Source organism: Candidatus Allofournierella excrementigallinarum, from assembly GCF_944388085.1.
GTDB lineage: Bacteria > Bacillota > Clostridia > Oscillospirales > Ruminococcaceae > Allofournierella_A > Allofournierella_A excrementigallinarum.
On the sequence record NZ_CALXHK010000012.1, the window covers coordinates 25,474 to 52,276 of the forward strand.

Below are 26,803 nucleotides of genomic sequence, written 5' to 3' on the forward strand. Positions count from 1 at the left end.
TTTGAACAGCCGAGGCTGCATCCCCACCCCCTTTACAGATCTTTCAGAAAATTTGATTGGATCTGCTCCATTCTTGCTGGTTCAGGCCGAACAGTCCTCTGCTGTTCTGTTGCATAAGCTCGCTGTTCATCAATACGCTCTACCGCATGGCGAAACTGCTGCCCCATCCTGGTCAGGCTTTTTCCCAGGTCGAAGTCCTTACACATGGTCGCCCGGCTGAGATAATCTACCAGGTATTTCTGGTCCTGCTGAGAAACAGAAAAGCCGTAATGCTTTAGCAGCATCACGGCCATTCCCTGGGCTTCAAATTCTTTTACCTCTTTGGGCAGTTCGGGTGCAGAGGTACAGTGCAGCAGCGCATGCGAATACTCATGTAATATTGTCGATGCGGCGACCGTGTCTTTTGCCAGGTTGTTTATGTGGATGGAATTTTCGACTTTATCATAATACCCATCAAGAGATATGGAGATGAGCGGTTCCTTTGTCACGCTTATTCCTTCCAGGACCGCTACACGTTCCACCGCCTTATACAGAAGATCGTGGTCCACAGATGCGGTTCCCTTATCGTATACCTTGGGGTAGTCTTCAACCGGGCAGTTCGTTTGGGCTATGTCGTAGACGGGATACGGCACGAATGTCGTTCGCCGCACCACTTCCAGCTCATTGGCGGCGATTTGATACTGTTCCTGTGCAGTTGCAGCAGACAACGGCACAAATTTCCCCTCACGGTTGATATACTCTTTTTCGATGGGACGAAAGATCTGCAATCCTCGCCGCTGTTGTTCCGGCAAAATCTTATAGCCCTTCTCCTGCCAACCAGCTTTGCTTGCCACAAAGGTTGCATATCTATTTTGCAGATAGATCAGCATCCTGTTACGCTGGGAAAACGTATAGAATCGGGAGGAAAAATCAAGATACTCTTGCAGCATCTCAGGATCCTCCCGGAACTTCTCATACATGTCCACGATACCCTGGTCAAAATCCGGCATTGGCTCCACCGGCTGGTCGGCATGTATCACCTTGGGCGGATGATCTTTGCCATATTCCTCTTTTGTTTGTACGAGCTCTCGCAGTTCACTATCGGACAGATGAACAGGCTGTCTGATCCATGGCCATGCAGCGGACATTGTTACTTCCGTGCTGAGATCCGCAGTCAAACTTTTAAGGTTTTTGATTTTCCGCAGTAACACACTTGCTGCGGAGGGCGTATCGCCCACATCAATGGGTATTGCCTTGATATTCTGTGCATCGTCTACTTCGATTACCAGAAAGCGACGGCCCACATCGTCGATTTTCACCGCAGAGTAAATCAGGTCTCCAACGCTGATACTTCTCATATACGTCTTCCCCTCCTTCGATTTTCTGCCAATTCTACCAAAATAATAGCCCGAGCCGACGAGCTTGGCCGCCAGGTGGGAGAATGGTATCCCTCTGGCCGCCAGCATTGCTCTGGCGCGGGTTCGATTGGCATAAACAATATCCTCTGGCCGCAACCGTTCGATCCAATCGACGAGCTGCTCCAGAGGATAGATTGACAGGATAAAATTTGCTTGCTGAATTCGAGAACTGATTACTGCCTTTCCGTGGGGATCCACAATAACAGCCACCGGATTGTTCTGCACATACTTATCGACCAAAAAAGCATAGGCTCCATGGTGGCCTGCAAACGCGAGGGTCGGATCGTTCAAATCTTCTGGCAGGGCAGCAATGACTTCCACCGGGACCCCATGCCGTGATGGGTGCTGAGGGTCTGGCTCGCTGGTAATGTTCCGCAGATGTTTCATTGTGATGAGCAGCGGCCACTTTTCAAACCCCAGCTGTTCCATCAGCTCTGTTGCAGAGCAGACAAGGAAGGCATCCTCTTTCTGCTGAGCGGGTCGTTGCAGTGCCTGGATGATTCTGTTCTTCAAATCATCCATCGTTCTTCATCTCCATCAGACAGTGAGCACACAGTATGACGTCTTTATAGGATCTCAATTCTTCTGTTCCTCCGCAAGCCATGCAATGGCGCTTTGACACCTTTAGCACAATTTCGTTTGCTCGGGCATCAACGTATGCCAAAAGGGTATCCTGCGTCTGGATCCCCAGGGCCTTTCTTGCCCGAACAGGGACTACCATCCGGCCAACATGGTCGATACCGACATCCCCGGCATAAACTCTATTTCCCACTGTATCACTCCTCCCACTCATCACCGGGAGCATTGTAATACACTCCCTCGCAGTCAGTGAGGGCCATACTGGGCATAAAAGCGGCATGGATAGGATTTTCATAGGTATTGCCCCACATCTCCTCCCATGCGTCTACGTCCTGATCGCTCAGGTACAGATACGTTTCCCAGCTCATGCAAACGAAAAAATGCGGATTGCCTGCATAGCCAGCAATCACTTCATCATCAATGGAGTAGACCCGCAAGTTTTCGCGTTCATCGTTTTCCTCCGCTTCTTGCAAAAGGCGAAGCTGCTGTTTTTCTTTTTCCGGCAATTCTGCAATTTCGTGGACCTTGGTGCCGTTTGCTACCGCAGAAAACGGCACAAACTCCGCCGGCGCACCACTCATCCAGGCAAAGTTATCTGCCGTGTCATTCAACACGATGGTGTGGGGTCGGATAAAGTATCTCATGCTCCAGTTTTCCATGTTCACATCTCCTTTGGCTTTGTGACGCGGTTTTTCAGGGGCGACCGTCGGTCGTACCTGTCACCGCCCAATATCCTGCTCCTTGCCGCGTTCTTCAATCGTTCTTTTGTGAATGTGCTTTCTCTTGAATTTTGCGTGCCCAATTTGTTTCGGCAATAGTCCCCAGCTTCTCAACATATCATCGCGTGTGGTCGATGCTATTAAGTATAGCATATTTCGCGTTGCGGCAGTAGCGGACTTCGCCCGATAAGCATCTCTCTCCTCGGCTCGTTGTTTCTTTTTGTTGTGTTCACTCGTCTCCCCGGCACCCATCTTTCTCTCGTGTTGCATATCGCCCATGGCTTCGGCTGCTTGTATGATTAGATTATGCCGGCGCGTATCACCACCTTTGGGAGGGTGATAAAACGCTTTTTCCCACTCTGCCATTTTCTTTGCCAGCGTCTCTTTTTTACCTACATACTCATATTGCACGAGTTTCGCTTGTGTCTGCTCATATATGGTAAAAAGTCGATTGATCTGTCGGTCCTGCGCAACGATTTCTCGCAGCAAATCATCTACCCGGAGCTTTGTTTCCGGCGGCAAGTATCCGTATTGATGTTTTCCAGGTATCTTAGCTAATTCTGCTGCCAGTGCTGAAAGAGCTATTTGCATTTTGTCAGATACCGGGTGGCTGCTGCGGCCAATCTCCAGCAGGATTTTTCCCAGCTCCTGGTTCATGTTTTTTCTTTGCTCGTTTTTCTCCACTTTGAGATGCTGTGTGTCTTCACGATAGATTTCATTTGTGATGGCACTTTTGACGGTCTCGCGGCAGCGGCAAAATGCTTCTCCCAGTGTCTGGCCTTTCCGCTGCACGATAAACCCATCCGATGCAGTCTCCCCATGGAGCACCACATGGATATGTGGATGGTGCGCCACATCGTGAAAGCTGGCACAGATATGGAGGCGGTCGGGCGGGATGTTGTAGGCTTTCGCCCAAAGAGCCTTTTGTGCCTCCATCAAGTCTTGAAAATAGCCTCGATCAACTTGCAGCCGTTGCTGGTCGTCACGATCAAGGCTATAAACGAACCACCACTTGGGAGCGTCCGCAAATTGTTCAGCGGCTTCTCTGGCTTGATGTAATGAGACTTCGTGTTTTCCATCAAAAAGCGGCCCTTGCTTATCCAGGTATTCCAGATGTCGTTGACAGTGTGCAAGGCTCTTGAAGAATGCCGATTTGTAGAACACTCGCAGCATCTCAGATCACCTCTCGAAGATCTAAAAGCCGATTGTTGCCCTTCAAGAATTCCACAGCCTGCACACGGTACTGCTCTAAGGCATCGCCGGAAAGATCAAGGCTGTCTGCTAAGACTTTATTGATGATAAACAGCTGTATCGCCATGCTGCTCAACAGCTGATTGGACCGATTATCAAGCCGGCGTTCCAGAAGAGACACCGTGCTTTTCATTGCTTCCAAAATGTCGCTGGACAGCATTGTAGCATTATTCTCCAAGTAGTGGCGGTCAGCATAGTACCGCAACGCCTCATTGACGATTTGTGTGACGGTGCAGTTTTCCTGGTCCGCAATCGTTTCGATACTACTGTACGCGGAGGCGTCTACATCCCACGTTTTTTTGACTGTTTTTCTGTTTGCCATTTGGTTTTCCTCCTTTCGTTCTCCCCCCATGGGGGTAAGAGCAGGATAAAGGGATATGGGCCGAGGCCCATATCCAATCACAGCGGACCCGCAGTGCGGGCCGCTTTCCAGCGCATTTACAATATGGGATTTGATATGGGTTAAAACGTCCGAAATGCTCAAAAAGCTGGGTCGCATCAGCTAAAAATCCCGCAAACCAGCTTTCTGTGCCGGTTTGCGGGTTTCCCGTCAATATGGGCATTTGCTGGGTGCAAATATGGGAACACTCCTACAAAGCCCGTACACAAAAGAAAAACACACCCAGCCCATGGCCCAGCTCTGTGTCATCCAAAGTACGGCATCGGATCAACCGCATGGCCGTTGACATTGACCTGAAAGTGCAGGTGATTTCCGGTCGAATTGCCGGTGGAGCCAACGTAACCAATCAGCTGCCCCGCCTCCACTTGGACCCCATCCGTTATCCCCTCGGCCCGGGCGAGCATGTGTCCATAGACATTGGTCGTTTGGCCATCCACAGACACTTTGACGCAGATGCCATAACTCCAATGTGCATTGGTAGACACAACGCCAGGTGCTGCTGCATAGATCGGGGTTCCCGCCGGAGCGGGAATGTCAATGCCGGAGTGGCTCTCCTGTTCCCCGTCCATTTCGCGTGATCCAAAGGGAGATGAGATCCGTGTATGGCCTGGGACCGGCCACATGTAGGCTTCTCCATTCCAAACAATATCTCCTTCAATTTCGGATACCATCCAGTCCTGCCACTCAGCGCCAGCGACCTCTTTCACCAGCTCGGTAGGTATGTCAAGGTATTGCCCCCAGGGTTTTAGCACTCCGGCAGGATCGATTGGCTCGCCGCTTGCATCCAACACCTCCAGATGTACATTCGTTTCGCTTTCCCGATAAGGTGTACATTCTCCGCTTAACCCAACCTTCCCCAAAGGCTGCCCGAGGATAACATCCTGGCCAACACTGACCAGCACATTTTCCAAGTGAAGATAGCGAGTGGTGTTCTTGGCGTCGGCGTGCTCAATCTCCACCACATTCCCCTCTTCATCGTCATGATAGACGCGCTTGACGACCCCACCGGCACAAGCGACCACATAGCTGCCTTCCCGCACTTCAAAATCAACGCCCCAATGGGGGCTTTCAATTTCCTCACGCCGGATCTCCGTTTCGGTGTAGGTTTCCGTCACGACCTCTCCGTCCTCGTCGAGCACGGGATTTCCCTCTTCATCCAGCACCGGCCTCGTCTTTTCGACTTCGACCTCATACTCATGGATAATCACGCGATCCGGGTCATACGGCTCCGTGATCCGGGTGCTGTTGATCAGAGGGTAATACAAGTCTCCGTTCAGCGAAAGCCCCATAAGCACGGCAAACAACGATCCAAAACAGACCACAAAGAGCACGACCAAACCGAGAAGCAAAAGCAGCACTCCGCCGATCACTTTGCGCCCGGTCTTACTGCTGGCCAGCTTTAATGCGACCTGGACTGCCGGCGTCACTTTCCGCCTCCTGTTCCAAACAGCTCATCCTCATACGGCATTTTCTCGATGTGCACATAGTACCTGTCACGGCCCGCTTTTACCAGGCAGTACCCCTGGTGGGGCAGAGCGATTGCCGCCGCCTCACCCGCCGTGAGCGCCAGTTTTTCTTGTACCAGCGCCATATCGATTTTGCCGGGATGAAAGAGAAATTTGTAGGTCGAGTTATTGAGGAGCGCTGTGGTGTAGGGTGCGATGTCCGGCCGTAGACAGTCCAGCAACTGCTGGGTGGCCACACCGATCATTGCATTGTATTTCCGGGCGCGCTTAACAAAAGAGGAAATGTACTTCACCATAATCATGTTCTCAAAGAAAAGGTAAAGCTCGTCCAGGTTGAGGGCAATTGCTCGCTCCCGGCGCAGCACCTGCGTCCAGATCCAGGTCGTCAGGTTAAACAGGACGGCCTGGGTGCGGTCTTTGCTGCCCTCCAGCAGTTCCATCGCCTCAAAACAGATCATGTTCGCATTCTGGATATTTGTGTGTCCATTGAAAAGCAGGCTCAACGGACCATCATAGCACTCTCTTAAACGCAGCAGCAGCCGGCCCACAGTTTCCTTATCCATAATCTTACTGGCGGTTGTGTCATACTGATCGATATACTCATACAGATCCGAAAAAGTAGGATAGTCCGCTGCACTGAGTTTTGTGAAATCGGTGTTTTTCCCAATCCCGTGTGCGTTGTACATTTCCTGCGTCAAAATCATCAGCGCCTGTACATCCAAATCGCTGATACCGGGGAACAAAACCCGGAAGAAATCTTTTAGCCAAGAGATATGTTGGAAAAACATAGCCTGATTTTTCATTTCGTTCACCAGGATGTCTTCTTCATCTTCCCCCTCATCGTCCCGGTAGAGCCATCGCACTTCGAGGGGATTGATCAATGCGCGGTTATCCACACACTTATAAATCGTGCCGCCCAGAGCACGAAAGAGCTGTCCATATTCGTTTTCAGGGTCGAGCGTCAAGCAGGTAACACCAAACACAGAAAGGAATTCGATTATCTTCTTCATCAGGGTGGATTTCCCTTGGCCGCTGTCACCGATGATCGAAAAATTGGAATTTGTCAGGTAGGCGTTGCGCTGGCGAAGGTCAAGAAAGAAGGGGCCGCCGGTTTTGGTTTCTCCAAGCAACATGCCCCGCTCATCAAGGCGGCTGGAATAACTGAACGGATACAGTGCCGCGGCCGAAAGACTGGGCAAGTTGTTTGCCTCCGTCTGAAACCGATCGCTCCCCAAAGGATTGACCGACAGAAAAGCGTCTTTCTGTTCCCGCTGGAGCCGGTCAATGGTCACGCCGGTAGGCAGTTTCTCCTGCAAATCATCCAGCCGCAGCTTCATGTCTTGTTCAGATGCCGCGTAAAGTTCAATGTAGATTGAAGTGTAGTAGACCTGACGCCGTTCGGTGGAGATACTTTTATAGAATTCCACCAACGTGCGGCTCTCATCTGTCGCCTCAATTTGTTCTGTAAACTTCCCTGACCCAAAGCCCACTTTTTTGTTGTTGAGTTGGGCATCCACCATGCGCTTCACTTCGCTGGATAGCATAGGAGTGAGCCGCATCATAAAAGATGTGCCCCGCATGGTAGCCGCCCGCATCAGCGCACAGGGAGGGATCTCCGTGGGAAGATTGCGCACCATTACCGTTTTGCGGTACTGTTCATTGATTACCGCGCAGTTTACATGAAAATCGATGCGGTGAGGCAAAAGCCGGCGTTCCAGCTCCTTAGTCATTATCCGCGGATCTTTTTTGACACGCTTGGCCACCTTTTTATTTTGCAGGATAAGTTGCTCCAATGTGTTGATTTCCGCCGAAAGGAATTCTCTGACAAAGTAATTACGCAGCAGGGTCGCAATCTCTTCCCTTTCCGCCGGCTGCACCGTATACCCTTTACCCACCAGCGCATTGTAAATTGTGTCGTCTTGCTGCTTTGTCATTGGTATGATGAAGTAAAACGCCCGCAGTACAGAAGTGCCGCGATCATCACTGTCGTCGATCTGTGCGATCACTTCGGACGTGATAGCATCAAAGCGAGGATCCAGCGACGCATAGTAGCTACGAATATGCTTGAGATTCTCCACTTTGTCGGTGGCAAACATCGCAAAAGGACACTCCATCAAATCAAAGAGCGCCGCGAGGTTTTCAATCTCCTCGGATATTTCCTGCGCTGACATAATGTCAGTATTCGGCGGGAAGTATCGGTAAAAATAAAAGTTTTTCCCGCCACTCTCCACATATCCATCGTGCAGGGAAAAATCGATCAAGGCAGAAATTGGTTGTGCTTTCTTCATTTTTTCCTGGTTCCTTTCTTCTTTTGCACAGGGACATGCTGTGTAAATTGCTGCGGACAGAAATGATACCGCAGCATAATCATCAAAATATCTTTGATGCTCTTGTCGTCAATGAAACGCGCCACAAACACTGCAAAAGCCAGCGGCAAAAAAATAGCGTAGATGATCTGTCCCCAAAAAACCTGACTGAAAAAAAGGCCGAGCATAATGGCCAGCTCTGGCACAGTCAGACCAACCAAAAGAAATCGGCTTTGAAGTTTTGGCGGTGCGATATAAGAAACTGTTTTTTTGGCCATGGATAACCCCCATAAAATTAGCCGGACGGCCACCTGACCGTCCGGCTGTTTTCTCACATTGCGCTTCTCACGAGTGACACGAAGCTCTGACCTGCCTGGGCTGTGCGTGAAACCATACCACCAAATCCAGAGGACGCCCCGAATTTTTGTAGCAGTTTCGCCACACTGAACATCGTGATCCAGGCCACGGCCATTGTAATCACATCCCCGCTCAGAGCCGCTGCCAGACCAATAACGAACAGCAGATGCCTGAACAAAAAAGTAAGTAATATTGCCACGGTCTGTCGGATCCATTCTCCCATTGCAGTATCTTTGCCGCGCATGATGTCGGGGACATAAAGGAACACTGTTGCTGCTTGAATGAATATTCCGCCCACAGCAAAAAGGGTGTATACAAAAAAGGCCACGGTAGCAATCAACACAATGATGGAGATCACTGCCGTGTCGAGCAAAACCCCATTGGCTTGCGCGCGAAAGGTATCATAGTCTATGCTCATCTGCCCGGTTGCCGTAACGGAAAGTTGCATTGCAATGATTGCCAAATCGGGTGCCATCAGCACAAATGCGATTGTCTTAATAAAATTTGTAAAGATCGTGGTAAACTCCACACCCTGTCCCGGGCGGTAGCCACCGAGCTCTTCACCAATATCCAAAAGCATAACAACAAATGCAGCGCCCAGAACGAGCCATGAAATACCTTTGGTAAAAGTCAACGTCTGAGATACAAATGCGCTGTCAAAAAACGCGATGCCAAGCTGTTCCAGCCAGGAGATCACAGTCATAATCAAATTCAGCAGCATACTTCTGAATCGATCTGCTATGCTTCCAAACATCGTGTCAATGGCCAAGCCCATCAGTGCGCTCATGCGGATGCCCCCACCAAGAATCCCCACCAAGCATTTTTGGTCAGCAGAATAGCAATGATGATGATACAGATGATTGCGGGCTTCAACCGTTCAACCAGGTCGTCGCCCTGCCCTCTGTGATGATCTGCCGCCGCTTTCACAATCAATACCACCGTGATGATTGCCAGGATCAAAACTGCCACGGGGATGATGAAATTGTCCAGGCCAGAATTAAGCCAGGTCACAACCGTACCTTTCATTGCTCCAAAAAAACTATCTGCATTCGACATAGAAAAAACCTCTTTTCTTAAATTTGCGGCTCATGCCGCAGTTCCTGTATATGTTCCACTGCCCGCTGGCGCGCCTGGCGCATAGCCAGCAGGTCTTCGTTGAAGTCCTTGCCGGTAGGCAGCTTGTCGATCACGCGGCCGGAAAAGCCGTTTTTGGCAAGCATTTCCCTGCATTTTTGCCGGCTCACAAGGCCGGCTTCATCATTGTCCTGGCATAAAAAAATCACCTGCAACTGCGGGTGCTGCTGCAGGTGATATTCCAGAGCGTTTGCTGCCGTTCCCCCAAGGGCAAGGTAGGCATACTCTTTGTGATCCCGGCCGCAAAGTTCCAGCATCGTCGCGGCGCTCATGGCGTCGATCGGTGCCTCAAAGACCATGAGCCTTGTGGGTTTTTCACCCACAAGGCCCATGGAAAAACCAATTGCTTTCTGGCTGCCCCTTGCTTCGCCTCGAAAACTTACGTCCGACAGTGTACCGCGATAGGTGCAGTACTTGGCTTCCCGGTCATAGTCATAGCCGACGAACACCGCATTGCCGCGGCTGTCCTGATATAAGGTCTTGTCTCGGAATTGCTGGGCAATGAGCGTGGATGAAATGCCTCTGGTCTTGTTCAGGTACGCAAAGACCCTTGCCGGATTTCCAGCTGCCCGCTCGGGCAGCTCCAATTCTTTGGGAGCCGCCCGAGGCTGATACGCTGCCTGGCGCTTTTCTCTCTTTTCCCTCCAGTACTCTCCAGATTGGTGCCCCAGCACCCGGCGCAGGTCCGCGATTGCCTCAGCCTGAGAAATGCCTTTTATCGCCATCGCAAAATCAATCACACTTCCCTTTGCGCCCTGGCTGTTCCAGAGGAACCTTTGCCGGCCAGGATGCTTGGGATCCAGGTTGATGTTGATGCTGTCATGCTCTTCCAGCGTCCATCGGTCTGCGCTGACCTGCCGGACGTGGTAGCCCAGCATCTCAGCGTATTCGGTGATCGTGATATTATCCTTGATAGACTGGGTTATGTTCGCCATTGTCCTCCTCTCCCTTTCTCTTTCGCCGTAACAAAAGAAGAAAAACGATAACTGCCAGAGCCAGCAGCAAAACGCCGACCGACGCCACCGCCAGAACTGTCGCCATGGAAATCGGGGCATAATCTGCAACGATCAAAGCCCCCGACCCGCTGGCGGCGGTGTAAACCGCCGTCGCGCTGTACAGGGGGACCTGTGTTTCTGCGGCGTAGGTGCTGACCCACCGGGCAGCATACATCTCCCCATAGAGCACCCCATGCCGCACAGCCCGGCCATCTTCATCCAGCACCCAGCCACTTGTCCACTCGGATCCTGTCAACCGATAGTTTTCGGCCGGCAGTTCGACATGCTCCAGCACCAGGGCATCCAATCCCTGCCACTGAGGCGCAGCCGTGTCATAGGCGATATACGTATCATCCAACTGGAAGATCTCATAGCTCTCGTCGCCGTAGTAACGGATCGGGAACTCCACCGCGCGCCATGCAAACGGCTCCGTCTGCTCAGTGCTCACCAACTGCCCCTGCACAGTCTGCGTGAGGCCGGTGTCGGGGTCGGTGAAAGTGATGTCCTTTGCTTCGGGCGCAGAGGGCGCATCGATCAGATAGCCATGATCCAGGGTTCCTTCAGCAGTGAGCGTGCCCGGCGTGGGGGCATAATCCACCGAGGCAAGCTGCATTTCAAGCTCGACGCCATCTCTGGTCACGGTAATGCTTTCCGGCACTGCCTGTTCTGTCAGATCATCGTAGGCTCTTTCTTCTGTTGCCGTTTCTTCGCTGAGATCTACCTCCTTTGTCGATTTGCGCAGATACAGCTGCCCATCCTCAAGCACCAGCAGCGGGGCAGCATCATCAGCGGCCGCGTCCCAGGTCTTGACCAGGGAGCCGTCTCCGTCGCCAGTCTGGGGATACTCTTTGTCGATTTCGCCAGTGCCGAAGCTGGCGTCGCCGCCCGGCTTGTCCACCTCGATCACACCCACCAGGGGCGGCTCGGCAATGTCCCAAACGGTGAGCGTACCAGGCAACCAGGTAATATCGTAGTTGCGGCTGGTCAGCCCGCTGGCGGTGATGGGGTACTCACCCGGCTCGCTCTCCAGATCGGCGGGGCACTCAATTTCAAGCTCGCCTTCCAGGTCCTCCGGCCCATCGTCGAACTTAAACCCTGTGTAGGTGACTGTGAATGGAGGATTTGCCGTATAAGCAGGGCGGCCTTTGTCGTCGGCCTTGATGGTCAGCGGCGCGGGCACGATCACCAGATAATTGGGGATGTAGGTGATGTCGTAATTTTCACTTTGCAGGGTCCCCTGCATGATGATATAGCTTCCGACCTCTTCGCCGGGCACGCGCTCCAGCTCGCCCCAGATGTCTCCGGGGTTCACCAGGTCTTCCGGCAGCGTGTAGGTCAGCTCCGGGTCCTCATCGCCATAGACTTTCCACTGCGGGTCAGCGGCGACCCCGCCAGCCGGATCCACCGGCACAACGGCCTCGTTGCTGGGCACGTCTTTATCCGGGTCGAGGGGCTTATCCGGGTCAATGCCGCTATCCGGGTCAGCCGGGTCGGGCGGGTTTGTGCCGGGGATTGTGCCCACCACAACATTACGCAGGTTGCGCCCGGCGTCGGCGTCCAGTACCAGGTAGCTGAAGGTCAACGTCACGCTGCTGCCCGCCGGCAGGCTGCCGATGGTGCAGACGCCGTTTGCCACAGTGTATCCCGTGCCCGGCACGGCCTCCAATTCACCGGCGAAATTCTGCGGCTTATCCCGCACGGCCACATTGGTCAGGTCTTCGGTACCGTCGTTGGTCACAACCACGGTATAGGTGATGGTGTCGCCCGGTTTTGCAAAAGCCAGATCCGGGGTCTTGGTCAGCTTGATGCTGCGGCCGTCTTCCGGCTGCGGCGTCGGCTCCGGCTCCTTGTCCGGGTCAACCGGCACCTCCACCGGCTCGCTGGGAACTTCCTTGTCCGGGTCGATGGGTTTCTCCGGGTCAAGCCCCTGGCCGGGGTTGCTGGGGTCTTCCGGGTTTGCGCCGGGCACCTTTGCCACGGCAATGTTCGTCAGGGTCTTGCCGGCATCGGCATCCATCGCGGTGTAGGTGTAGGTGATGGCCACGCTCTTGCCCACCGGCAGGCGGCCGATGGTAAACGTGCCATTCCCGTCGTAGGTGTAACCCTGGCCGGCAGCAGCGCTGATCTCCCCCGCTCCATCGTGGTTGTCCTCGACGGGAAGGTTTGTCAGTTCCACGGTGCCGGTATTGGTCACCACAATGGTGTAGGTTGCCGTTTCACCCACGGCCAGCACATCCTTGTCCACCCGCTTTTCCACGGCGGCGCTCGCCACCGGGTCCACCACCACCGGCTCCTCGGGTTCTTCACCGGGGTCCGGGGTAATGATGATAGGCCGCTTTGTGATTTCCAGCGTGCCGGGCCGGTAATAGATCGTGTAATTGTACGCGCCGTTTTCATTTTCCGGGCTTGTCAGCCCGCTCACGGTGACCTCGTAGCTGCCCACCGGCGATTTATCATCAGCGCCGCACGCAAAAACCGGCTCGCCTTCCAGGTCTGCGGGCGTGTCGCCGGCAGCCAGGCCGTCGTAGACCGGCTCAAAGGCCGGCAGCGGGTCGCCATAGACCTTGGTGTACTCGCCGGCGCTGATGATGAGCGGGCGGGGGCCGATGGTCAGAATACCCGGCTGATACCAGACAATGTAGTTGCTCAGCACGGGATAGTTGGCCTCCGTCAGGCCTTCATAACCGACCTCATAGACGCCGGCGTCGCTGCTGGCGTCCACTTGGGGAAGCACAAAGCGGCTCTTGGCCGGGTCGATGGTCAGGGTGTCATTGGCCACCAGGGCAGAAATGCCCAGGTCGAACTCGTCGCCGCCCTCCGCTGCGGAATATTCTTCCGCCGTCTTCGGGTCGAGCGCCGGGTCTTCCCCGTAAACAGAAGAGAAATTGCCCACAAACGCGCTGATGGGCCGCCGGTAGATCGCTCCGCTGTATTCCTCGCTGGCGATGTAGTAGTTGGCCTGGGGGTCGTTCACAAGCCGGATGGCCTCGGTGCGGGTGATGGGGTTCTCGGCCAGCTTGGCATAGCGGTCCTCCTGCACCGTGCCGTCCGCATTCAGGGTCTCGCCGGCGTTCGCGGTGGAATACACGCCCGCGTAACGGGCCTTATCCACCGTCACCTTATCGCCCGGCACGATGTTGCTGATTTTGATGTTGCTGATGGTAGCTTCGGTGGTGCCGTCGTAGGTCTTGATGTTGGCGGGGTTGGCCGGGTCATCCAGGTATTTGCCCTGCAAATACAATGGCCGGGGGGTGATTTTGATGGTTGCGCTCACATTGCCCTGGGCATCCACGCCGGACAGATCATACTTTTCCAGCACCGCCGCGCTGAAGGACGCGGTGGCGGTGTAGGTGCCCTGGTCGATGCACTCCTCCACGGGCTGGCCGTCCTTGGAGTAAACCAGCACGCTGCCGGCCATGATCTCCGCCTTTTGCGCCTCGCTGCCTGCTGTCACGGTCAGCACGGCCTTGCTGGGCTGGCCGTCGTACACCTTTTCCGGGTCGGGCGTCAGGGTCACGGCAGCGTCGATTTTTGCGTTGTTTGCATAAATTTCGCTGTAGCGGATCGCGGATTTGTCCGTTCGCTCGAAATTGTTTGCGAGGGCATAGGCTACATAGACCGTAGGCTGCATCGTTTCCGTGATACCCACAAGGTCGCTGTCTTTTTCATGGTTGCCAGTCAGTGCATAGTGCACCGCCTCATAGCTTCTTAATTGAAGAGTGGCTGTACCCGTTACACTGGAAATATCATAGACCTTTAATCCGCCAGTGGTCGCATGTGTCCGCCCAGGGGTAGGGGCTACAATGTTCAGCGTCCCCGTGCCATGGGAGAGCAAGATGCTGTTTGTAATACCATTGGACGACGGTGCCATGATCTCGGCGTTGATATAGAGCTTGGAATAAGTCGTTGCGTCGAACGTTTTTGTGAGCGTGAGATTGAAGCCTCGACAATGATAATAGTTTGTTCCGTCCCAAGTTGGTCCTTTCTGATCCGAGGACGATGTGAGCGTCGCCGTGATCTTGTCTGCGGTCGCCGCCAAGCCTTTGTAGGACACAGTATCATTGTAACTGTTTTCACCGCCGCCCCAGGAGCTCGGGCTGCCGTTGCCCCAGTTGCCGCGCGGGCCGTATTTCTCTCCGGCCCCGACCCATCCATTGGTCGTGCCGTCGAAAAGCATCAGGCAGAATTTTTCTGCTTCATCCTTCTCTGCGATGTACCAGCTGATGTCGTCCACATTGGCATCCTTGGGATCAAACGTAACAAAAGAGAGATACTCCCTGAAAAACGCCTGCCAATCTTCCTGCGGGATAAGATCGCCACTGGCCGATTTGAAAATCACATAGTCGTTTGCATCATAGCTGACCTCGATCCCATAGGGGTTGCCGCCGCGCACCACAATGTCGTTCATCGTGTTGTGCCCCGGCTCAAAGTAGGTCAGGATCGCGGTGCGCAGGCCGTTGGGGGCAATGACCTCCAGCTCCGGGAAGGTCCAGGTGGCCTGGCCGTTTCCATACACCGCCTTGCCCTGGTTCGGCAGGATGTCCAGCGTGTAGCTCACGGTAAGGTCCGCGTCCGGGCTGTTGGCTTTGCCCGTGTACAGGGATTTCCCGCTGCCGTATTCATTTTCCGCAGCGCAGCGGAAGAAGAAGTGGGTGTTGCCCACATCCATGCTGGTATCCGCGCCATCCACCAGCAGGGTGCTGGTGATCTTGCGCCATTCGCCTTCCGGGTCAGGCGTTCCATCCTCGGTGCAGGGCACCGGCTGGCTGGTTTCGACCGCGAACTGCAATTCCGGGTGCAGGCGCTTCAGCGTGGCGTATTCCAGGGTCGTTTCCCACACGCCGCTCTGGGCGTTGTAGCGGCAGCTGCCAAAGGGCGTCTCGGTCACAGTGTTGTTGCCGCTGCGGTAATACCAGGTAAGGGCAGGGGTGCTGCGCTCGTCCAGTTCGGGCAGATACAGGATCTCGCTGGTATAGGAAGCCTGGTTGTTTCCGTTGTTTTTCTCTTTGTAATCGTCCGGGTACTCTTTGCCAAACAGGTCCGGCCACGTCGATGCGGGCACGGCATAGTCCAGCTTCGTGCCGTCGGCAGCCTGCGGCGAGACATAGACCGTCTGGCCCCCGGTCATGGTCAGCGACAGCTCGGGCTTGCGCACGGTGGCCGCCGCGCTGCCGGATGTCATTTCCTTCACACGGTTGCCCTCGTAGCGGATGCGCACTTCCACGCCGTCCAGGGAGAGAGGCAGGTTTTCAAGCGTGAGACGGGTCTGGGTGCCGGTGGTCATTGCGTCGCCGGTGTCCACCTGGCCCAGATACTCCACGCTGTACTCGACGCCGCTTCCCTCCAGGTCTTTCCAGCCGCTACCATCGTTGTACTGCCAGACGATCTTATCTTCCGGGTAAGCCTCGCTGGTCAGGATGGTAGCGGTAAAATCGCCGCTCTGGCCCACCCAGCGGGTGACCGGCTGGGGCGGCAGCGCGGTGTACTCCAGCGGGTAGATGGCCGTGGTCTCGGCGCTCAGCCAGAAATCCTGGCTGCGGCCCTCGGGCGTCACCATGCCGGATCCGTCCGGGATGGTGACCGCCAGGGTGCCCAGTTCGGTCAGCTCGCGGCCCGCCGCGTCGTACACATGGGCTTCCATCACGCCGGTGACCGGCAAATTACTGATAACGTACTTGCCGTCGCGGTTGGTGGTGCAACTGTAAGTGATGCCGTCGGTGCCGTCGATCTCCACCCGATAGCCCTGCCAGCTGTCGGCATCGCCCAGCAGTGCCGACAGATAGCCCACTACACGAGCCACACCGGTGGTTTTGGTATCGCCATCATACACTTCGTCGATGCCTTGGGTCTTATCCTCCCCCAGGTTCCAGCCGTCGCCTGTGGAGGCAAATACCCGTCGGTTTTCCTCCGGCAGATCCGAACTGAAAGTGATGTTGTGGCCGTCGGCGTCAAAGTGGCCGTTGAAGCCCTCGATGGGCTGCCAGTCCGCCGGCAGCTTGATGTCATTGACCAGCATGTAGCAGCCGTCCAGCGGGTAGGTGAACCACAGATCGGGGTTCGCCAGGTTTGCCAGTTCCTGGGCGCTGCGGATCTTCCGCACGATCTCGATGTTATCGTTGCCGCCCTGCTGGCTCTGACACACCTGGCACTGCTGGCGCTGAGAAATGTAAAACAGGGTATTCGCCAGGATGTAGCACTCATCGATCTTTACGATGTCCTTGTTGCCCCTGGTGTGCCCGATCTGGCTCATGGCCAGGTTGCCGTTGGTGGTCAGATAGAAATTGTTGGTGCCCACCAGGCCGTCCGCCTTGGCATCCTCGATCAGACGGCCCGCGCCCATGCTGGTGAGGCCGTTGCTGGCATAATCGATCCAGATGGTGCCGTAGGCGATCTGCTGGTTCGTGTGGGTGGGGGTGCCCACCACTTGGTCGCCTACAGTGTAGGGCACTCCATCATAGCCTGCCGAATAGGGGTAATTGGTGGGCGTCCGGGCAGCGAAGCTGGTCAGCGGGTCGCCCTCGCCGCTCTTGCGGATCTCCAGCAGGCTTGTGCCGCTGTTGTCGCCGTACAGGGTGGATTTATCCCGGTAGTCGCCGCCGCACAAAATCATGCTGGCGGCACTGTAGGGGTCGGCCGCGCTGTAGTGCTCGTTGCGGCCCATCAGCCAGGCCATGTTGTAATGGCCGTTTTCCAGCGTGTTCAGCTTGTAGTAGGGCGTGACGGTGCTGTTGGGGTCGGGCACATAGTCCGGGTCGGCGGCAACGCCGCCGTAGCCATAGATCATGTCGTGACCGATCAAAAAGCCGTAGCCCTGGTCGATGTAGTCCGCCAGCGCCCAGGCCGCCGCGCCGGACAGGTCCGGCTCATCGTTTGTGGCCGCGCCGATGATGACCGCATCGTAGATGTAGTCGCCCTCAGCGTTGGTCAACATAGCCTTGCTGTTTGCATTGAAAATTGTGATGGGGATTGTATCGATGGTGATATGGCCACCGTTGGGTGTTTCCCCGTTGGGTATTGCCGTCCGCAGATAAGTGGCATAAAAACTGGCTCCTGTATCCGGCACCCAGGCATTCAACACCTTGATGGCGTTCTTGTACAGGAAAGACTGGCCGCTCTGGTAGCTGGGGTCGGTGTAAGCGGGGATTTCAATGGCCGTGCCCTGCCCGCTCTGGCCCTGGTACCGCACATACACGGTGCGCCCATACCAGGCGGACAAGACTTCCATCTTTCCGTCGGTAAGGCCCGTGGGAGAATACTTGCTTCCATCCGCCCGCGCACCGCCGCTGAGTTTGGTCCACCAGGCGTTGTTCGCCGCCTCGCCGCCCTGGGCGGCGTAAGTTTCGGCAGTGATGTACTCCATGTCGCTGGCGACGCCGGTGAGCCACTGGCCGTCCTCGCTCAGCGCCACGGCGGGCGCGGCCTTCGGGGCCGGGGCGGCGAACAGCTGCACCTGGCCGCCCTGCGCGGGCAGCTGCACATACATGCTGTCCGAGATCAGTTCAACGGTCTCCGGCTCCTCATCCGGCTCCTGTTTCTCATTGGTGGGCAGCGCTTCTTCCGCCGCCTGCGCTTCTTCTTTCTGTTCCGGCGCAGCGGTGGCCTCCGGGGTTTCGGTGGGCGCGGGGGTCTCCTCCGGCGCGGCCTCCTGCGGCTCCACCGTCACAACACAGCGGTAGCTGGCGTATTCGTCCTCCTCCGTTACGGTGTGTTCATAGGTGCTGGCGGTCTCGCCGGCGATTGGTTCCCACTCGCCCACATCCGGCGCTGTTTCATCTTCCTCCGGCTCCAGCACATAGTTATGGGTGCCATTTTCAATATGGATCTCCGGCTGAGCACTGCTCCGGCTCATCAGGCCGGGCGTTTGGGCCAGCTTTTCCAGCTCGGCGTAGTAGATCTCGATGCCGGGCCACACCGCGTCCGGGTTCTGGGCCAGCACTTCGGCCTCGGTCATGCCTTCGATGGGGAAATAGTAGTCGGTGCTCTCCCCCTCGCCATAAGGATACAGGGCCTCCGGCTCCTCCACCGGCGGGGTGTAGAGGCGCTGCCACTGGTAGCGCACGCCCTTCTCGCTGTTGGTCTCCACCGAAAAGGTCACGGTGTCGCCAACCTCGGCTTCCACCACGCCGGTCATCTCCACGATTTCGATATTTGCCGGCTCCTCGGCAGGGGCCGGCGTTTCAGTGGGAGCCGGTTCCTCGGTGGGTTCCGGCGTCTCCTCCGGCTCCGGGCTGGCGCTCGGCTCCGGCGCGGCGCTGGCCTCCGGGGTTTCGGTGGGCGCAGGGCTGGCGCTGGCCTCCGGCTCCGGGCTGGCGTTCGGCTCCTGGGTGGGTTCCGGCTCCTCGGTGGGTGCCGGCTCTTCGGTGGGTTCCGGCTCCTCAGTGGGTACCGGCTCCTCGGTGGGTACCGGCTCCTCAGTGGGTGCCGGCTCCTCGGTGGGCATGCTGATAGATGTCCCATTGCTCGTCGCCAAGGCTGTGGGAGCCAAAATCGTTGTCAGCAACATCGCTGCCAACAGTCCGGCTAACAGCCTCCTTGCTCGTTTCATGTTTGTTCCTCCTTTTTTGTTTTGGATATAAAAAGCCCGCTGGAAGCGGGCGGAAAAGGGTATAAAAAAGCGAGGTGCGACCGACGGTCGTACCTCGTTTTTGGCTCAGTTATGCGATTTTCAAACACAGCCGATGGACGTGTCCGCTCATCTTACGACCAAAAGTCTGTAAGGTCGTTCCCCGCATCCGGGTCCAGGTCCACGGTGGGGCTGTCATGCACGTGGCCGCCGGACGGGTTCTCCGGTTGGGGCTGCGGCGCGGGTTCCGGCTGGGGCTGGGGCTGGGGCGCGGGTTCCGGCTGGGCCGGCTGGGAGGGCTGCGCGGCAGCGCCGCCCTGGCCGCCGGCGGGGGCCGCCGCGCTGCCGGTGTTATTGGCGGGGGCCTTGGCCGCCGCCTTGCCGGTCAGCGTAACGCTGCCGGCCACCTCCCAGGCGGTCTCGGCGGTGATGGTCGCTTCGCCCACGCCCACCATCTTCACCGTGCCGGTCTCGTCCACGGTGGCAACGGTCTCGTCGCTGGACGACCAGGTGAGGGTGGCGGCGTCCACCGCCGCGCCGGTCTCATCGGCGGCGGTGACGGCCACGGTGCCGCCCTTAGTCACCTGGGTCTTTTCGGCGGTGAGGGTCAGTTCCTTCGGGCCGCTCCACACCGTCACCATCGCCTTGGCGCGGGTGCCGTCCGGCGCGAGCACCAGCAGGCTGGTGTGGCCCTCCTTCACCGGGGTCACATTGCCGGCCTCGTCCACGGTGGCAATGGCCTCATCGCCGGTCTTGAAGGTCAGCTGGCCCGCCAGTTCCGCAGGCTCCACGGCCACCACGGCCTGGGCCGCACCGTCCGCCAGGTGCAGGCTCATCTCCTCCACCGTCAGGCTCTCGGTGGCAATGTTCACCACCACCGCCCGGGTGGCGCTCATCTCGCCCACCGTGGCGGTGATGGTGGTCTCGCCCACCGCCACGCCGGTCACGGTGCCGCTTCCGTCCACGGTGGCCACCGCCTCATCGGCGCTTTCATACGTTACCGCTGGCCCTTCGGAGGGCGCTTCGCCTTCGTAGCTGAAGATCGGCGTCAGCGTGTCGCTGCCGCCCACCACCAGCTCCATCGGCTCATCGCCCTCCAGGGCGAAGCTGGTCAGCTTCGCCCCGCCGCAGGCGCAAAGGGCCAGCGCAAGGGCTGCCGCAACAGAAAGAAAAATCAGCGTTCTCTTTTTCATGGTATTCTCCTCCTTGGATTTCAAGTCCATCTTATCACATTTCTTGTACGATAAAAAGGTTTATAAAAGAAAAGCCCGCCGACACGGGCCGAAAAGGGTATAAAAAACGAGGTGCGACCGCCGGTCGCACCTCGTTTTTGGCTTGGTTATGCGGTTTTTCGGGTGCGACCGACGGTCGTACCTGTCGGTCACCGATCCATACCGAATGGAGATAGACCACTCCACCGCTCTTGCTGCGCTTCCAGCGCAATGACCTGCTCCAGTGTGGGGAGCAAGAGCTTTTCCAGCCGCAATTCCATATCCTGCATATACACCGCCTTGCGCACCGAAGAGCACACTGGGATCTTCTCCGCCGATTCCGGGATTCGCTCCATGAACGTGCGGATTTGGGGCATGCACTGTTGCACAAGAGGAACGTTGCGCTTGACCGCAGCACGAAAATCGGGATTTTGCAAGCTCACTTTCAGCAGGTTTCGGAATGTAATGTTTTTGCCGCCACTCGAATAGATCGTTGTGCCATTCAAAGCACTTGCCTCTGCGGTTTGACGGCTCTGGAGCCGTTTTTTTAAGGTTTCCTCCGTCGCTTTGTTGGAAAAAGCCGCACCGTTATCATACACTGGCGCCAATCGATAACCCTCCGCCGTCCGCAAGAAGCCCCAGTTGCCGTTGTTTCGGTCATTGTTATTGATGAAGCCGTCGATGATTGCACAATCCCAAAACCGTTCTGTCACCCCAGGCACACGATTTACCGTCGGATTGTATTGCAGGTGTATCAGGATTTCTGGTAGCTCCACAAAATGCTCACTTCCTGTGGACGGGAGGTCTTCTTCCAGAATTCTCTCCAACTGTTGGTCGTAGACGTTCTTGAAACCGCGAAACTCAACCAGTTGTCCGGGAGTATCGCAAAAGTCCTTGCAGGCAACAACAAGTTTTCCGTTGCGCAGACCTAAAGCCGTGTCGTGCACCGGATACCCCAAAATTGCATAAACATGGCTGCCAATGTATTCTGAGAGCGGAGCTGTTGAATAGGATACCAAATCACCCTCCAGCCCCGCTGTGCTTTTGGGGTATTTTACAAGCCAACGTTCCCCTTGGATCAAGATGCCCTCTTTTTGTCCGGCCATACCATAGTAGGTGCTGTTCCTGTCGCTCAGAGGGCACTCGTCCAATCGTAAAATCTCCATCACATCACCTCAATATATTTTGCACTGATCAAATCCCACTGTTTTTGTGTCATCTCACCGCGTCTTACGGCTTCCTTGATACCCACGTCCAATGCATCAGCACATCCTTCGTAGGCATAATCGCCGGCTTCGTCCAACGCCTCCAGCTCTCGCACAAGCTCCTGTACAAATTTAGGCAGAGGGAAGGAAATTTCGATGTCGTCCCTAATCCAATGATGTTTCACACCGCCCACCTCCAACAAGGCTTCCTGTTTGCCAACACATCCCAGAAACCCATTATTGTTTATTGTACCATTTCATGCCATAAAGAGCAAACCGGCTTCGCACACCTCTGTTTCGAACCTGTGACCGCTGAAACAGGACGCCAAAAACGAGGTACGACCGTCGGTCGCACCTCGTTTTTGGCTTGGTTATGCGGTTTTTCGGGTGCGACCGACGGTCGTACCTGTTACGGTTCCAGCCCAAGCTGATATGGGTAAAGCTGCTGGTGTAGCTCTTGCAGCCATCTTGGCGCGTGATTACCAACAGGATACAGCTGCCCGTTTCTATATTCTGCAACGAGAATAAATCCGTTGTCGTTGTCGAAAAACTTTGCTTCATCGCAGTATGGCAAAATCTTTCCAACGTCCTGGAAACGATGCGCAAACCGGCCACGCACATCCTTTTCCGGGATATTGTGTCCACCATGGGCGACACGATTTTCTATGCGGGACAGGCTCTCTTCCAACGTATCCAGTCCGACATAGTATAAGCGGATATAATATCCAGCCTCTTTCGCCCGACTGCACAGCCGTTTGGGATAACCGCCAGACAAGGTAGTTTCCTGTGTGAAGTTGACGCCCTCATCCAATGCTGCCTCAATTTGCGACACAGCCAGTTTTCCGCCTTCGTATTCATCCCCATTGCAAAGCACAGTACACCGATCAGGGTCAACGACAATTCCCAGGTCCGTCCGTTCCGTGCGAAGCATACCTGTGAGGCTTGATTTTCCTGTGCCATTCACGCCCCCGATGATCGTATAGACTTTCATTTGCGTCCTCCCCTTCTCTTGTTGTTACGGCTCCAAAGGCGGCTGCTGGAAGTATGCGATCAGCTGCCGGTAATTATCCTGTGCCGACAAGCAGGCGTCCACCAGATACCCTGGCTCCTGGGGATATTCCCGCAGGCCGCGATAGTAGAACAGCTTGTGGTCGCTGTCGATCACAAAAGGCACCAGCCCATGAGCCAGGCACTCCTTGAACATGATCAAACGGCCGACCCGGCCATTGCCGTCCTGGAAGGGGTGGATCTTCTCAAAATGATAGTGAAAGTCAATCACGTCCCGCTCCTTCACAGAAGTTTTAGTCTGATATGCCCGCAGCAGCTCCTGCATTTGGGCAGACACTTCCTTTGGAGCCGCAGTATACACCGTTTCCCCGATCATATTGGGCAGGGCCTTGTAGTCACCGACCCGAAACCGGGGGTCGCGCTCATCTGACGTCCCCCTTTTCAGCAAGCGGTGCAGTTCCTTGACGATCGCTTCGGATAGGGGCTGCCCGGCGACTTCCAGCATATAGTCGAACGCCTGGAAATGGTTGATCGTTTCAATTACATCGTCCGTGCGGATGGGGGTGTCCCCATCGGGCAGAAACGTGTTTGTTTCATAGATGAAGCGCGTCTGCTCGTGGGTGAGCCTGCTGCCTTCAATGCGATTGGAGTTGTATGCGAACAGGATCTGTGTCTGGTGATACAGCCCTCCCTTGCGGTGGGCGTTTTTTTCTTCCAAAAGCTGTGCCAACAGGTTCATACACACGCGCCCCCCTTTTAGATTATTGTATCCCATGCCTGGTGGGCGGTCAAGGAAAAACAAACCCTATTATTGTCAGCAAAATTGTCAGCAAAAATGTGATAAAAGCCGCGCTGGCGATTATCCCTATCACCGTTTGGGTAAATACGCCTCTTCTTTCTCCACAATCGCTCAGGTAAGAAAGAAAGCACACAAAAAGCCATAGCCCAAATACACCTGCGAAAAGCATCAAAATTATAATGCTTAGTGCCATAAGCACTTCATTTGCAACTATACTCATTTTACGGCTCCTCCATAGGCTCGGTCGGTACGCAGTCCATTACAGCGTATAATTCTTTGTTCTCGTTGAAGAGGAACTGCTGCGGGTTATGAAACATTCGGCCGAAGCGCGCCAGCTGCTCGTCGGTGAGGCCGGTCAGCTGGTCGTCTGAAAATCCGCACACAAAGAAAGTACCGGCGATCGGCTGGCCCATTTCCGGCACATACCGATTCAGCGGCAAGCCCTCCAGCAGCCCCTCGTCGTTGCACACGAGCGCGACCCGCTCCTCCCACGGATATACCACTTCGATCATGCCCTCTACGATGTCCTGCATGGACTTGAGCGACCCGTCTATTTTGACCCTCTCGGCATATTCCCCAGGCCGGACAATCAGTACCTGCATTTCCTTTTTTTGTTCTGCTTCAGCCACCTTATCCAGATACTCGTCAAGAGCATCGCCTGTGTAAGTATACACACTCTCCATCTCGCCCAATTCCACCAAAAGCTCATTGCGAGCATCGAGTAGGGTATATTTTACATTATCCAGCCGCCCTCCGTCCACCGCTTTATCATCCAAGTCATAAATGGTGTAGTCGTAGCCGCCATCACAAGCCTGAATATAGATTGTTTTTCCACTTTCAAGCAGTCTATAAGCGGCCCGCTTTTGGAGTTGTTCCTCCGCACATTTGCGAGCACAGAACAACGTCGCTTCGGCATCTTTCAGGCTGTCGTGTGCATGGTATTGATAGTTATAATGGGCCGCACAGGCAGTCAACTTCTGCCATTTCCAGTCCTGGTGTTTTGTGTCCCATTCGCCGTGGATTTCTGCGTAGTCCATCATCACATCAGCCAGCTTCACTTCTTCCGGGGGACAAACACCAAAGTGTGCCAGAAAGGGCAAATCAAATCCCTCCTGGTTGTATCCGACGATTACTTCTGCCTTAGCCAGGAGCAAGTTGATATACTCTGTCTCTTCGGCAAAAATCGGACTATCGGCCACATCGTCCGGCGAGATCCCATTCACAGCCTGGGCCTCCGGCCAAGCCGTGTTGTGCTCCGGCTTAAAACTATCGTAGAACAGCGTTTCCCCCGTTCCATCAATGATCGCCAAAGACAGCACCTCGTCCGCTGGTGCATAAAATCCTGTTGTCTCGATGTCCAAAACCATTACTTTTTCGGGTTCTTTTTCAAGATACCCCATCAATTCTGCACAAGTAATTCGCTCCATTGTTTTCCCCTTTTTTACAGAGGCACGACCAGCGGTCATGCCTGGTTTTTGGCTTTGTTATGCGGTTTTTGGGGTACGACCGACGGTCGTATCTGCGCTCACGGCTCCAGCCCGGGCACACAGGCGTCAAGCCTCACTTTTAGTCATAGTTGCCAGAGCGGGGAACCAGTGCTCCACATTCGGCACATGATAAATAGTCGGAATCGTATGGGATGAGGTGATCCCAGCAGCTGTGGGCGTCGGCCTTTTCTATCTCAAGAAACAACCAGTCCTGGTAATCTTCGGTAGCTCGGATTGCTTCACGGATTTCTGCTGGCTGCTGGTCAAGCCATTCCGATCCATTTCCTGCATCGCATGCCTTTTTCCATTCTTGAAGTTTCTTTTTCAAATTCCATGCTCCTCTCTTTTCCCATTAAGCGCACCGAGGGGCAACATACCATCGTGCCTGTTTTGGGCTTCGTTATGCGGTTTTTACGGGAGACCATTGATCGCACCATTCCAAAATTCCAGCTGTGCGGCAGCCTTCTTGACTCTCTCGTACTGATGTGCCGCATCGTTCGCAAAAACCTCAATGCAGTCCGTCAACTCGATTTCATAGTCAATGTCGCGGCTAAAGAACTCATCGCAGATACCCGTCAAGGGTGTTTTCGTTGCAAAGAGTGCGGTTATTTGTCCTTTGCTCAATTCCACCTTTCCCATCAGCGACAGTGCTGCTTCGCGGACCGTATACTCATACGCATGCTCCAGGATTTCTTCTGGCGGCAGGCTTACAAGCCACTTTCGATAACCGCCTTGTTCCGCCGACATTTTTGCGAACAGCACCTGCATCATTTCCGCCTGTTCCACCGCCTATTCCTCCTCACTCCGGCAAAACGAGTTCGGCAACAATCAACAGTCGCTCTTCGTTTTTATCTGTACAGGTGGAGAGGGTGAGCAACTTTTGACCACCCACTGCCTCCAAGGCCCGATTTTCAATCACATTGCGCTCATTGGCAAGGCGCACCAGTTCCTGCTGCTGCGCCCAGCCGGGTGATGCCAGGATACACACTCCGTCCTGCTCCGCACTGGCGACGCCCGCGCTTTTGATTTCAAACGTGTATTGCCGCTCCGCAACAGAAAGAAAAATCTGTGTGTTCGCAGCCGCAAATTCAGCGTCCAGGAAAGCATTGAGCTGACCGAAACCAAGGTTGGGATCCTGACCAGGAGCTGTGAAGGTGTGCCCGTAGATGATCGTGTTTGTGCTCAGAGCATCGCCAGACAGGTTGCATTCATAATCGGCAAAAAAGCAACCGTCGTGGCTTGGCTCGCCCAATTCGTTTCGGCGCAGGTAATATTCATTGTCCTCCGCCTGCTGTACCGGGCCATCGATATTGGTACCCGGCACGGTCAGCCATGCAACGGTATCCGGGTTTTCTGCCTGGGCTTCTGCCAAACGCGGATCTGCGGGTGCTTGCAGCTGCTCCGCTGCCTCATTCGATACACTGACAGGTTCTTCTGGTTGCACAGCTACATCAGCACAGCCAACAAGCAGAAGAAAAGCGAGGGCTATGATCACGATCCGTTTCATTGTCTCTTGCCGCCTTTCTTATCCGCGCTCAGTACATAATGCCCGAGCAGCGAAGTTTTGATTTTATTTTCGAGTTCCGGGTCTTCCACTACGATCAGGTGAAGATACCGCTCTCCCCTTTTGATCGACGGCAGAGATACAAACAGCCCTTCTTTACCCTCGATCACTTTTGCCTCCCGGATGGTCAACAGCTTTTTGCCATTACTATGTGTCAGCTGCACATCGGCAGTGGCCCGCAGCGTTCCCGCTGCGGGTCCGGCCAGTTTAAAGTTTTTGATGGTAACTCTCATCGCTGTTGCGCCTCCCACAGAGCCAACGCCTCCAAAATGCGTTGCTCCACTTCTATTACAATAAATTTGGACAGGAAAGCCGTGCAGCCAGTCCGGCTTTCCTTCCATCTCGTGCCTAAGCTACAATGA

22 protein-coding genes are annotated in these 26,803 nt (G+C 55.1%); all 22 read right to left on the bottom strand.

The features are described 5' to 3' along the window. Nucleotides 1-32: 32 nt before the first annotated feature. The 22 genes from ACH2AT_RS03710 to ACH2AT_RS03815 all read right to left on the bottom strand — a co-directional run bounded on the left by ACH2AT_RS03710 (nucleotide 33) and on the right by ACH2AT_RS03815 (nucleotide 26,674). Nucleotides 33-1,919: a hypothetical protein gene (locus tag ACH2AT_RS03710; RefSeq protein ID WP_394963747.1), complete on the bottom strand. Its 1,887-nt coding sequence runs from the start codon at nucleotides 1,917-1,919 to the stop codon at nucleotides 33-35. A gap of 254 nt (nucleotides 1,920-2,173) precedes the next feature. Further along, a complete protein-coding gene (locus tag ACH2AT_RS03715; protein ID WP_394963749.1) occupies nucleotides 2,174-2,635 on the bottom strand; it encodes a hypothetical protein in 462 nt (153 codons plus the stop codon). 60 nt (nucleotides 2,636-2,695) lie between these two features. After that, on the bottom strand, nucleotides 2,696-3,868 hold the full coding sequence (locus ACH2AT_RS03720) for a hypothetical protein (RefSeq protein WP_394963751.1): 1,173 nt from the start codon (nucleotides 3,866-3,868) through the stop codon (nucleotides 2,696-2,698). A gap of 1 nt (nucleotide 3,869) precedes the next feature. Further along, on the bottom strand, nucleotides 3,870-4,268 hold the full coding sequence (locus ACH2AT_RS03725) for a hypothetical protein (protein ID WP_394963753.1): 399 nt from the start codon (nucleotides 4,266-4,268) through the stop codon (nucleotides 3,870-3,872). Nucleotides 4,269-4,591: 323 nt separating this feature from the next. Beyond that, nucleotides 4,592-5,773, bottom strand: coding sequence for a M23 family metallopeptidase (locus ACH2AT_RS03730; RefSeq protein WP_394963755.1), 1,182 nt, complete (start codon nucleotides 5,771-5,773; stop codon nucleotides 4,592-4,594). Continuing rightward, a complete protein-coding gene (locus ACH2AT_RS03735; protein WP_394963757.1) occupies nucleotides 5,770-8,100 on the bottom strand; it encodes a VirB4 family type IV secretion system protein in 2,331 nt (776 codons plus the stop codon). The genes ACH2AT_RS03730 and ACH2AT_RS03735 overlap by 4 nt, the downstream gene beginning before the upstream one ends. Beyond that, nucleotides 8,097-8,453 carry a hypothetical protein gene (locus tag ACH2AT_RS03740; RefSeq protein ID WP_394963759.1) on the bottom strand — a complete coding sequence of 119 codons (357 nt, stop codon included), beginning with the start codon at nucleotides 8,451-8,453 and terminating at the stop codon, nucleotides 8,097-8,099. Before ACH2AT_RS03740 ends, ACH2AT_RS03735 begins: the two co-directional genes overlap by 4 nt. Next, nucleotides 8,450-9,262, bottom strand: a complete 813-nt coding sequence (locus ACH2AT_RS03745; protein ID WP_394963761.1) for a conjugal transfer protein TrbL family protein — start codon at nucleotides 9,260-9,262, stop codon at nucleotides 8,450-8,452. The genes ACH2AT_RS03740 and ACH2AT_RS03745 overlap by 4 nt, the downstream gene beginning before the upstream one ends. Further along, complete coding sequence (locus tag ACH2AT_RS03750) at nucleotides 9,259-9,531, bottom strand: hypothetical protein (protein WP_394963762.1); 273 nt, start codon at nucleotides 9,529-9,531, stop codon at nucleotides 9,259-9,261. Before ACH2AT_RS03750 ends, ACH2AT_RS03745 begins: the two co-directional genes overlap by 4 nt. Before the next feature lie 17 nt (nucleotides 9,532-9,548). Next, the gene (locus ACH2AT_RS03755; protein ID WP_394963764.1) at nucleotides 9,549-10,544 is read right to left on the bottom strand and encodes a DUF3991 domain-containing protein; all 996 of its coding nucleotides are present in this window, start codon (nucleotides 10,542-10,544) and stop codon (nucleotides 9,549-9,551) included. Beyond that, the gene (locus tag ACH2AT_RS03760; protein ID WP_394963766.1) at nucleotides 10,513-19,044 is read right to left on the bottom strand and encodes an MBG domain-containing protein; all 8,532 of its coding nucleotides are present in this window, start codon (nucleotides 19,042-19,044) and stop codon (nucleotides 10,513-10,515) included. The genes ACH2AT_RS03755 and ACH2AT_RS03760 overlap by 32 nt, the downstream gene beginning before the upstream one ends. A 257-nt stretch (nucleotides 19,045-19,301) precedes the next feature. Further along, on the bottom strand, nucleotides 19,302-20,360 hold the full coding sequence (locus ACH2AT_RS03765; protein WP_394963768.1) for an Ig-like domain-containing protein: 1,059 nt from the start codon (nucleotides 20,358-20,360) through the stop codon (nucleotides 19,302-19,304). 188 nt (nucleotides 20,361-20,548) lie between these two features. Then, entirely contained in the window at nucleotides 20,549-21,544 is a 996-nt protein-coding gene (locus tag ACH2AT_RS03770) for a CtkA family protein (protein WP_330057812.1), read from the bottom strand. After that, nucleotides 21,544-21,768 carry a hypothetical protein gene (locus tag ACH2AT_RS03775; RefSeq protein WP_330057810.1) on the bottom strand — a complete coding sequence of 75 codons (225 nt, stop codon included), beginning with the start codon at nucleotides 21,766-21,768 and terminating at the stop codon, nucleotides 21,544-21,546. The genes ACH2AT_RS03770 and ACH2AT_RS03775 overlap by 1 nt, the downstream gene beginning before the upstream one ends. Nucleotides 21,769-21,992: 224 nt before the next feature. Continuing rightward, nucleotides 21,993-22,574 carry a hypothetical protein gene (locus ACH2AT_RS03780; RefSeq protein WP_394963771.1) on the bottom strand — a complete coding sequence of 194 codons (582 nt, stop codon included), beginning with the start codon at nucleotides 22,572-22,574 and terminating at the stop codon, nucleotides 21,993-21,995. 24 nt (nucleotides 22,575-22,598) lie between these two features. Beyond that, nucleotides 22,599-23,330 carry a Fic family protein gene (locus ACH2AT_RS03785; protein WP_394963773.1) on the bottom strand — a complete coding sequence of 244 codons (732 nt, stop codon included), beginning with the start codon at nucleotides 23,328-23,330 and terminating at the stop codon, nucleotides 22,599-22,601. A 49-nt stretch (nucleotides 23,331-23,379) separates the two neighbouring features. After that, a complete protein-coding gene (locus ACH2AT_RS03790) occupies nucleotides 23,380-23,610 on the bottom strand; it encodes a hypothetical protein (RefSeq protein WP_394963775.1) in 231 nt (76 codons plus the stop codon). A 1-nt stretch (nucleotide 23,611) separates the two neighbouring features. Then, nucleotides 23,612-24,817 carry a DUF3846 domain-containing protein gene (locus ACH2AT_RS03795; RefSeq protein WP_394963777.1) on the bottom strand — a complete coding sequence of 402 codons (1,206 nt, stop codon included), beginning with the start codon at nucleotides 24,815-24,817 and terminating at the stop codon, nucleotides 23,612-23,614. Between the two features lie 139 nt (nucleotides 24,818-24,956). Next, nucleotides 24,957-25,205, bottom strand: a complete 249-nt coding sequence (locus ACH2AT_RS03800) for a hypothetical protein (RefSeq protein WP_394963779.1) — start codon at nucleotides 25,203-25,205, stop codon at nucleotides 24,957-24,959. 83 nt (nucleotides 25,206-25,288) lie between these two features. After that, nucleotides 25,289-25,663: a DUF3848 domain-containing protein gene (locus ACH2AT_RS03805; RefSeq protein ID WP_394963781.1), complete on the bottom strand. Its 375-nt coding sequence runs from the start codon at nucleotides 25,661-25,663 to the stop codon at nucleotides 25,289-25,291. 13 nt (nucleotides 25,664-25,676) lie between these two features. Beyond that, nucleotides 25,677-26,384, bottom strand: a complete 708-nt coding sequence (locus ACH2AT_RS03810) for a class B sortase (RefSeq protein ID WP_394963783.1) — start codon at nucleotides 26,382-26,384, stop codon at nucleotides 25,677-25,679. Continuing rightward, on the bottom strand, nucleotides 26,381-26,674 hold the full coding sequence (locus ACH2AT_RS03815) for a septation protein SpoVG family protein (protein WP_394963785.1): 294 nt from the start codon (nucleotides 26,672-26,674) through the stop codon (nucleotides 26,381-26,383). The genes ACH2AT_RS03810 and ACH2AT_RS03815 overlap by 4 nt, the downstream gene beginning before the upstream one ends. Nucleotides 26,675-26,803 lie beyond the last annotated feature (129 nt).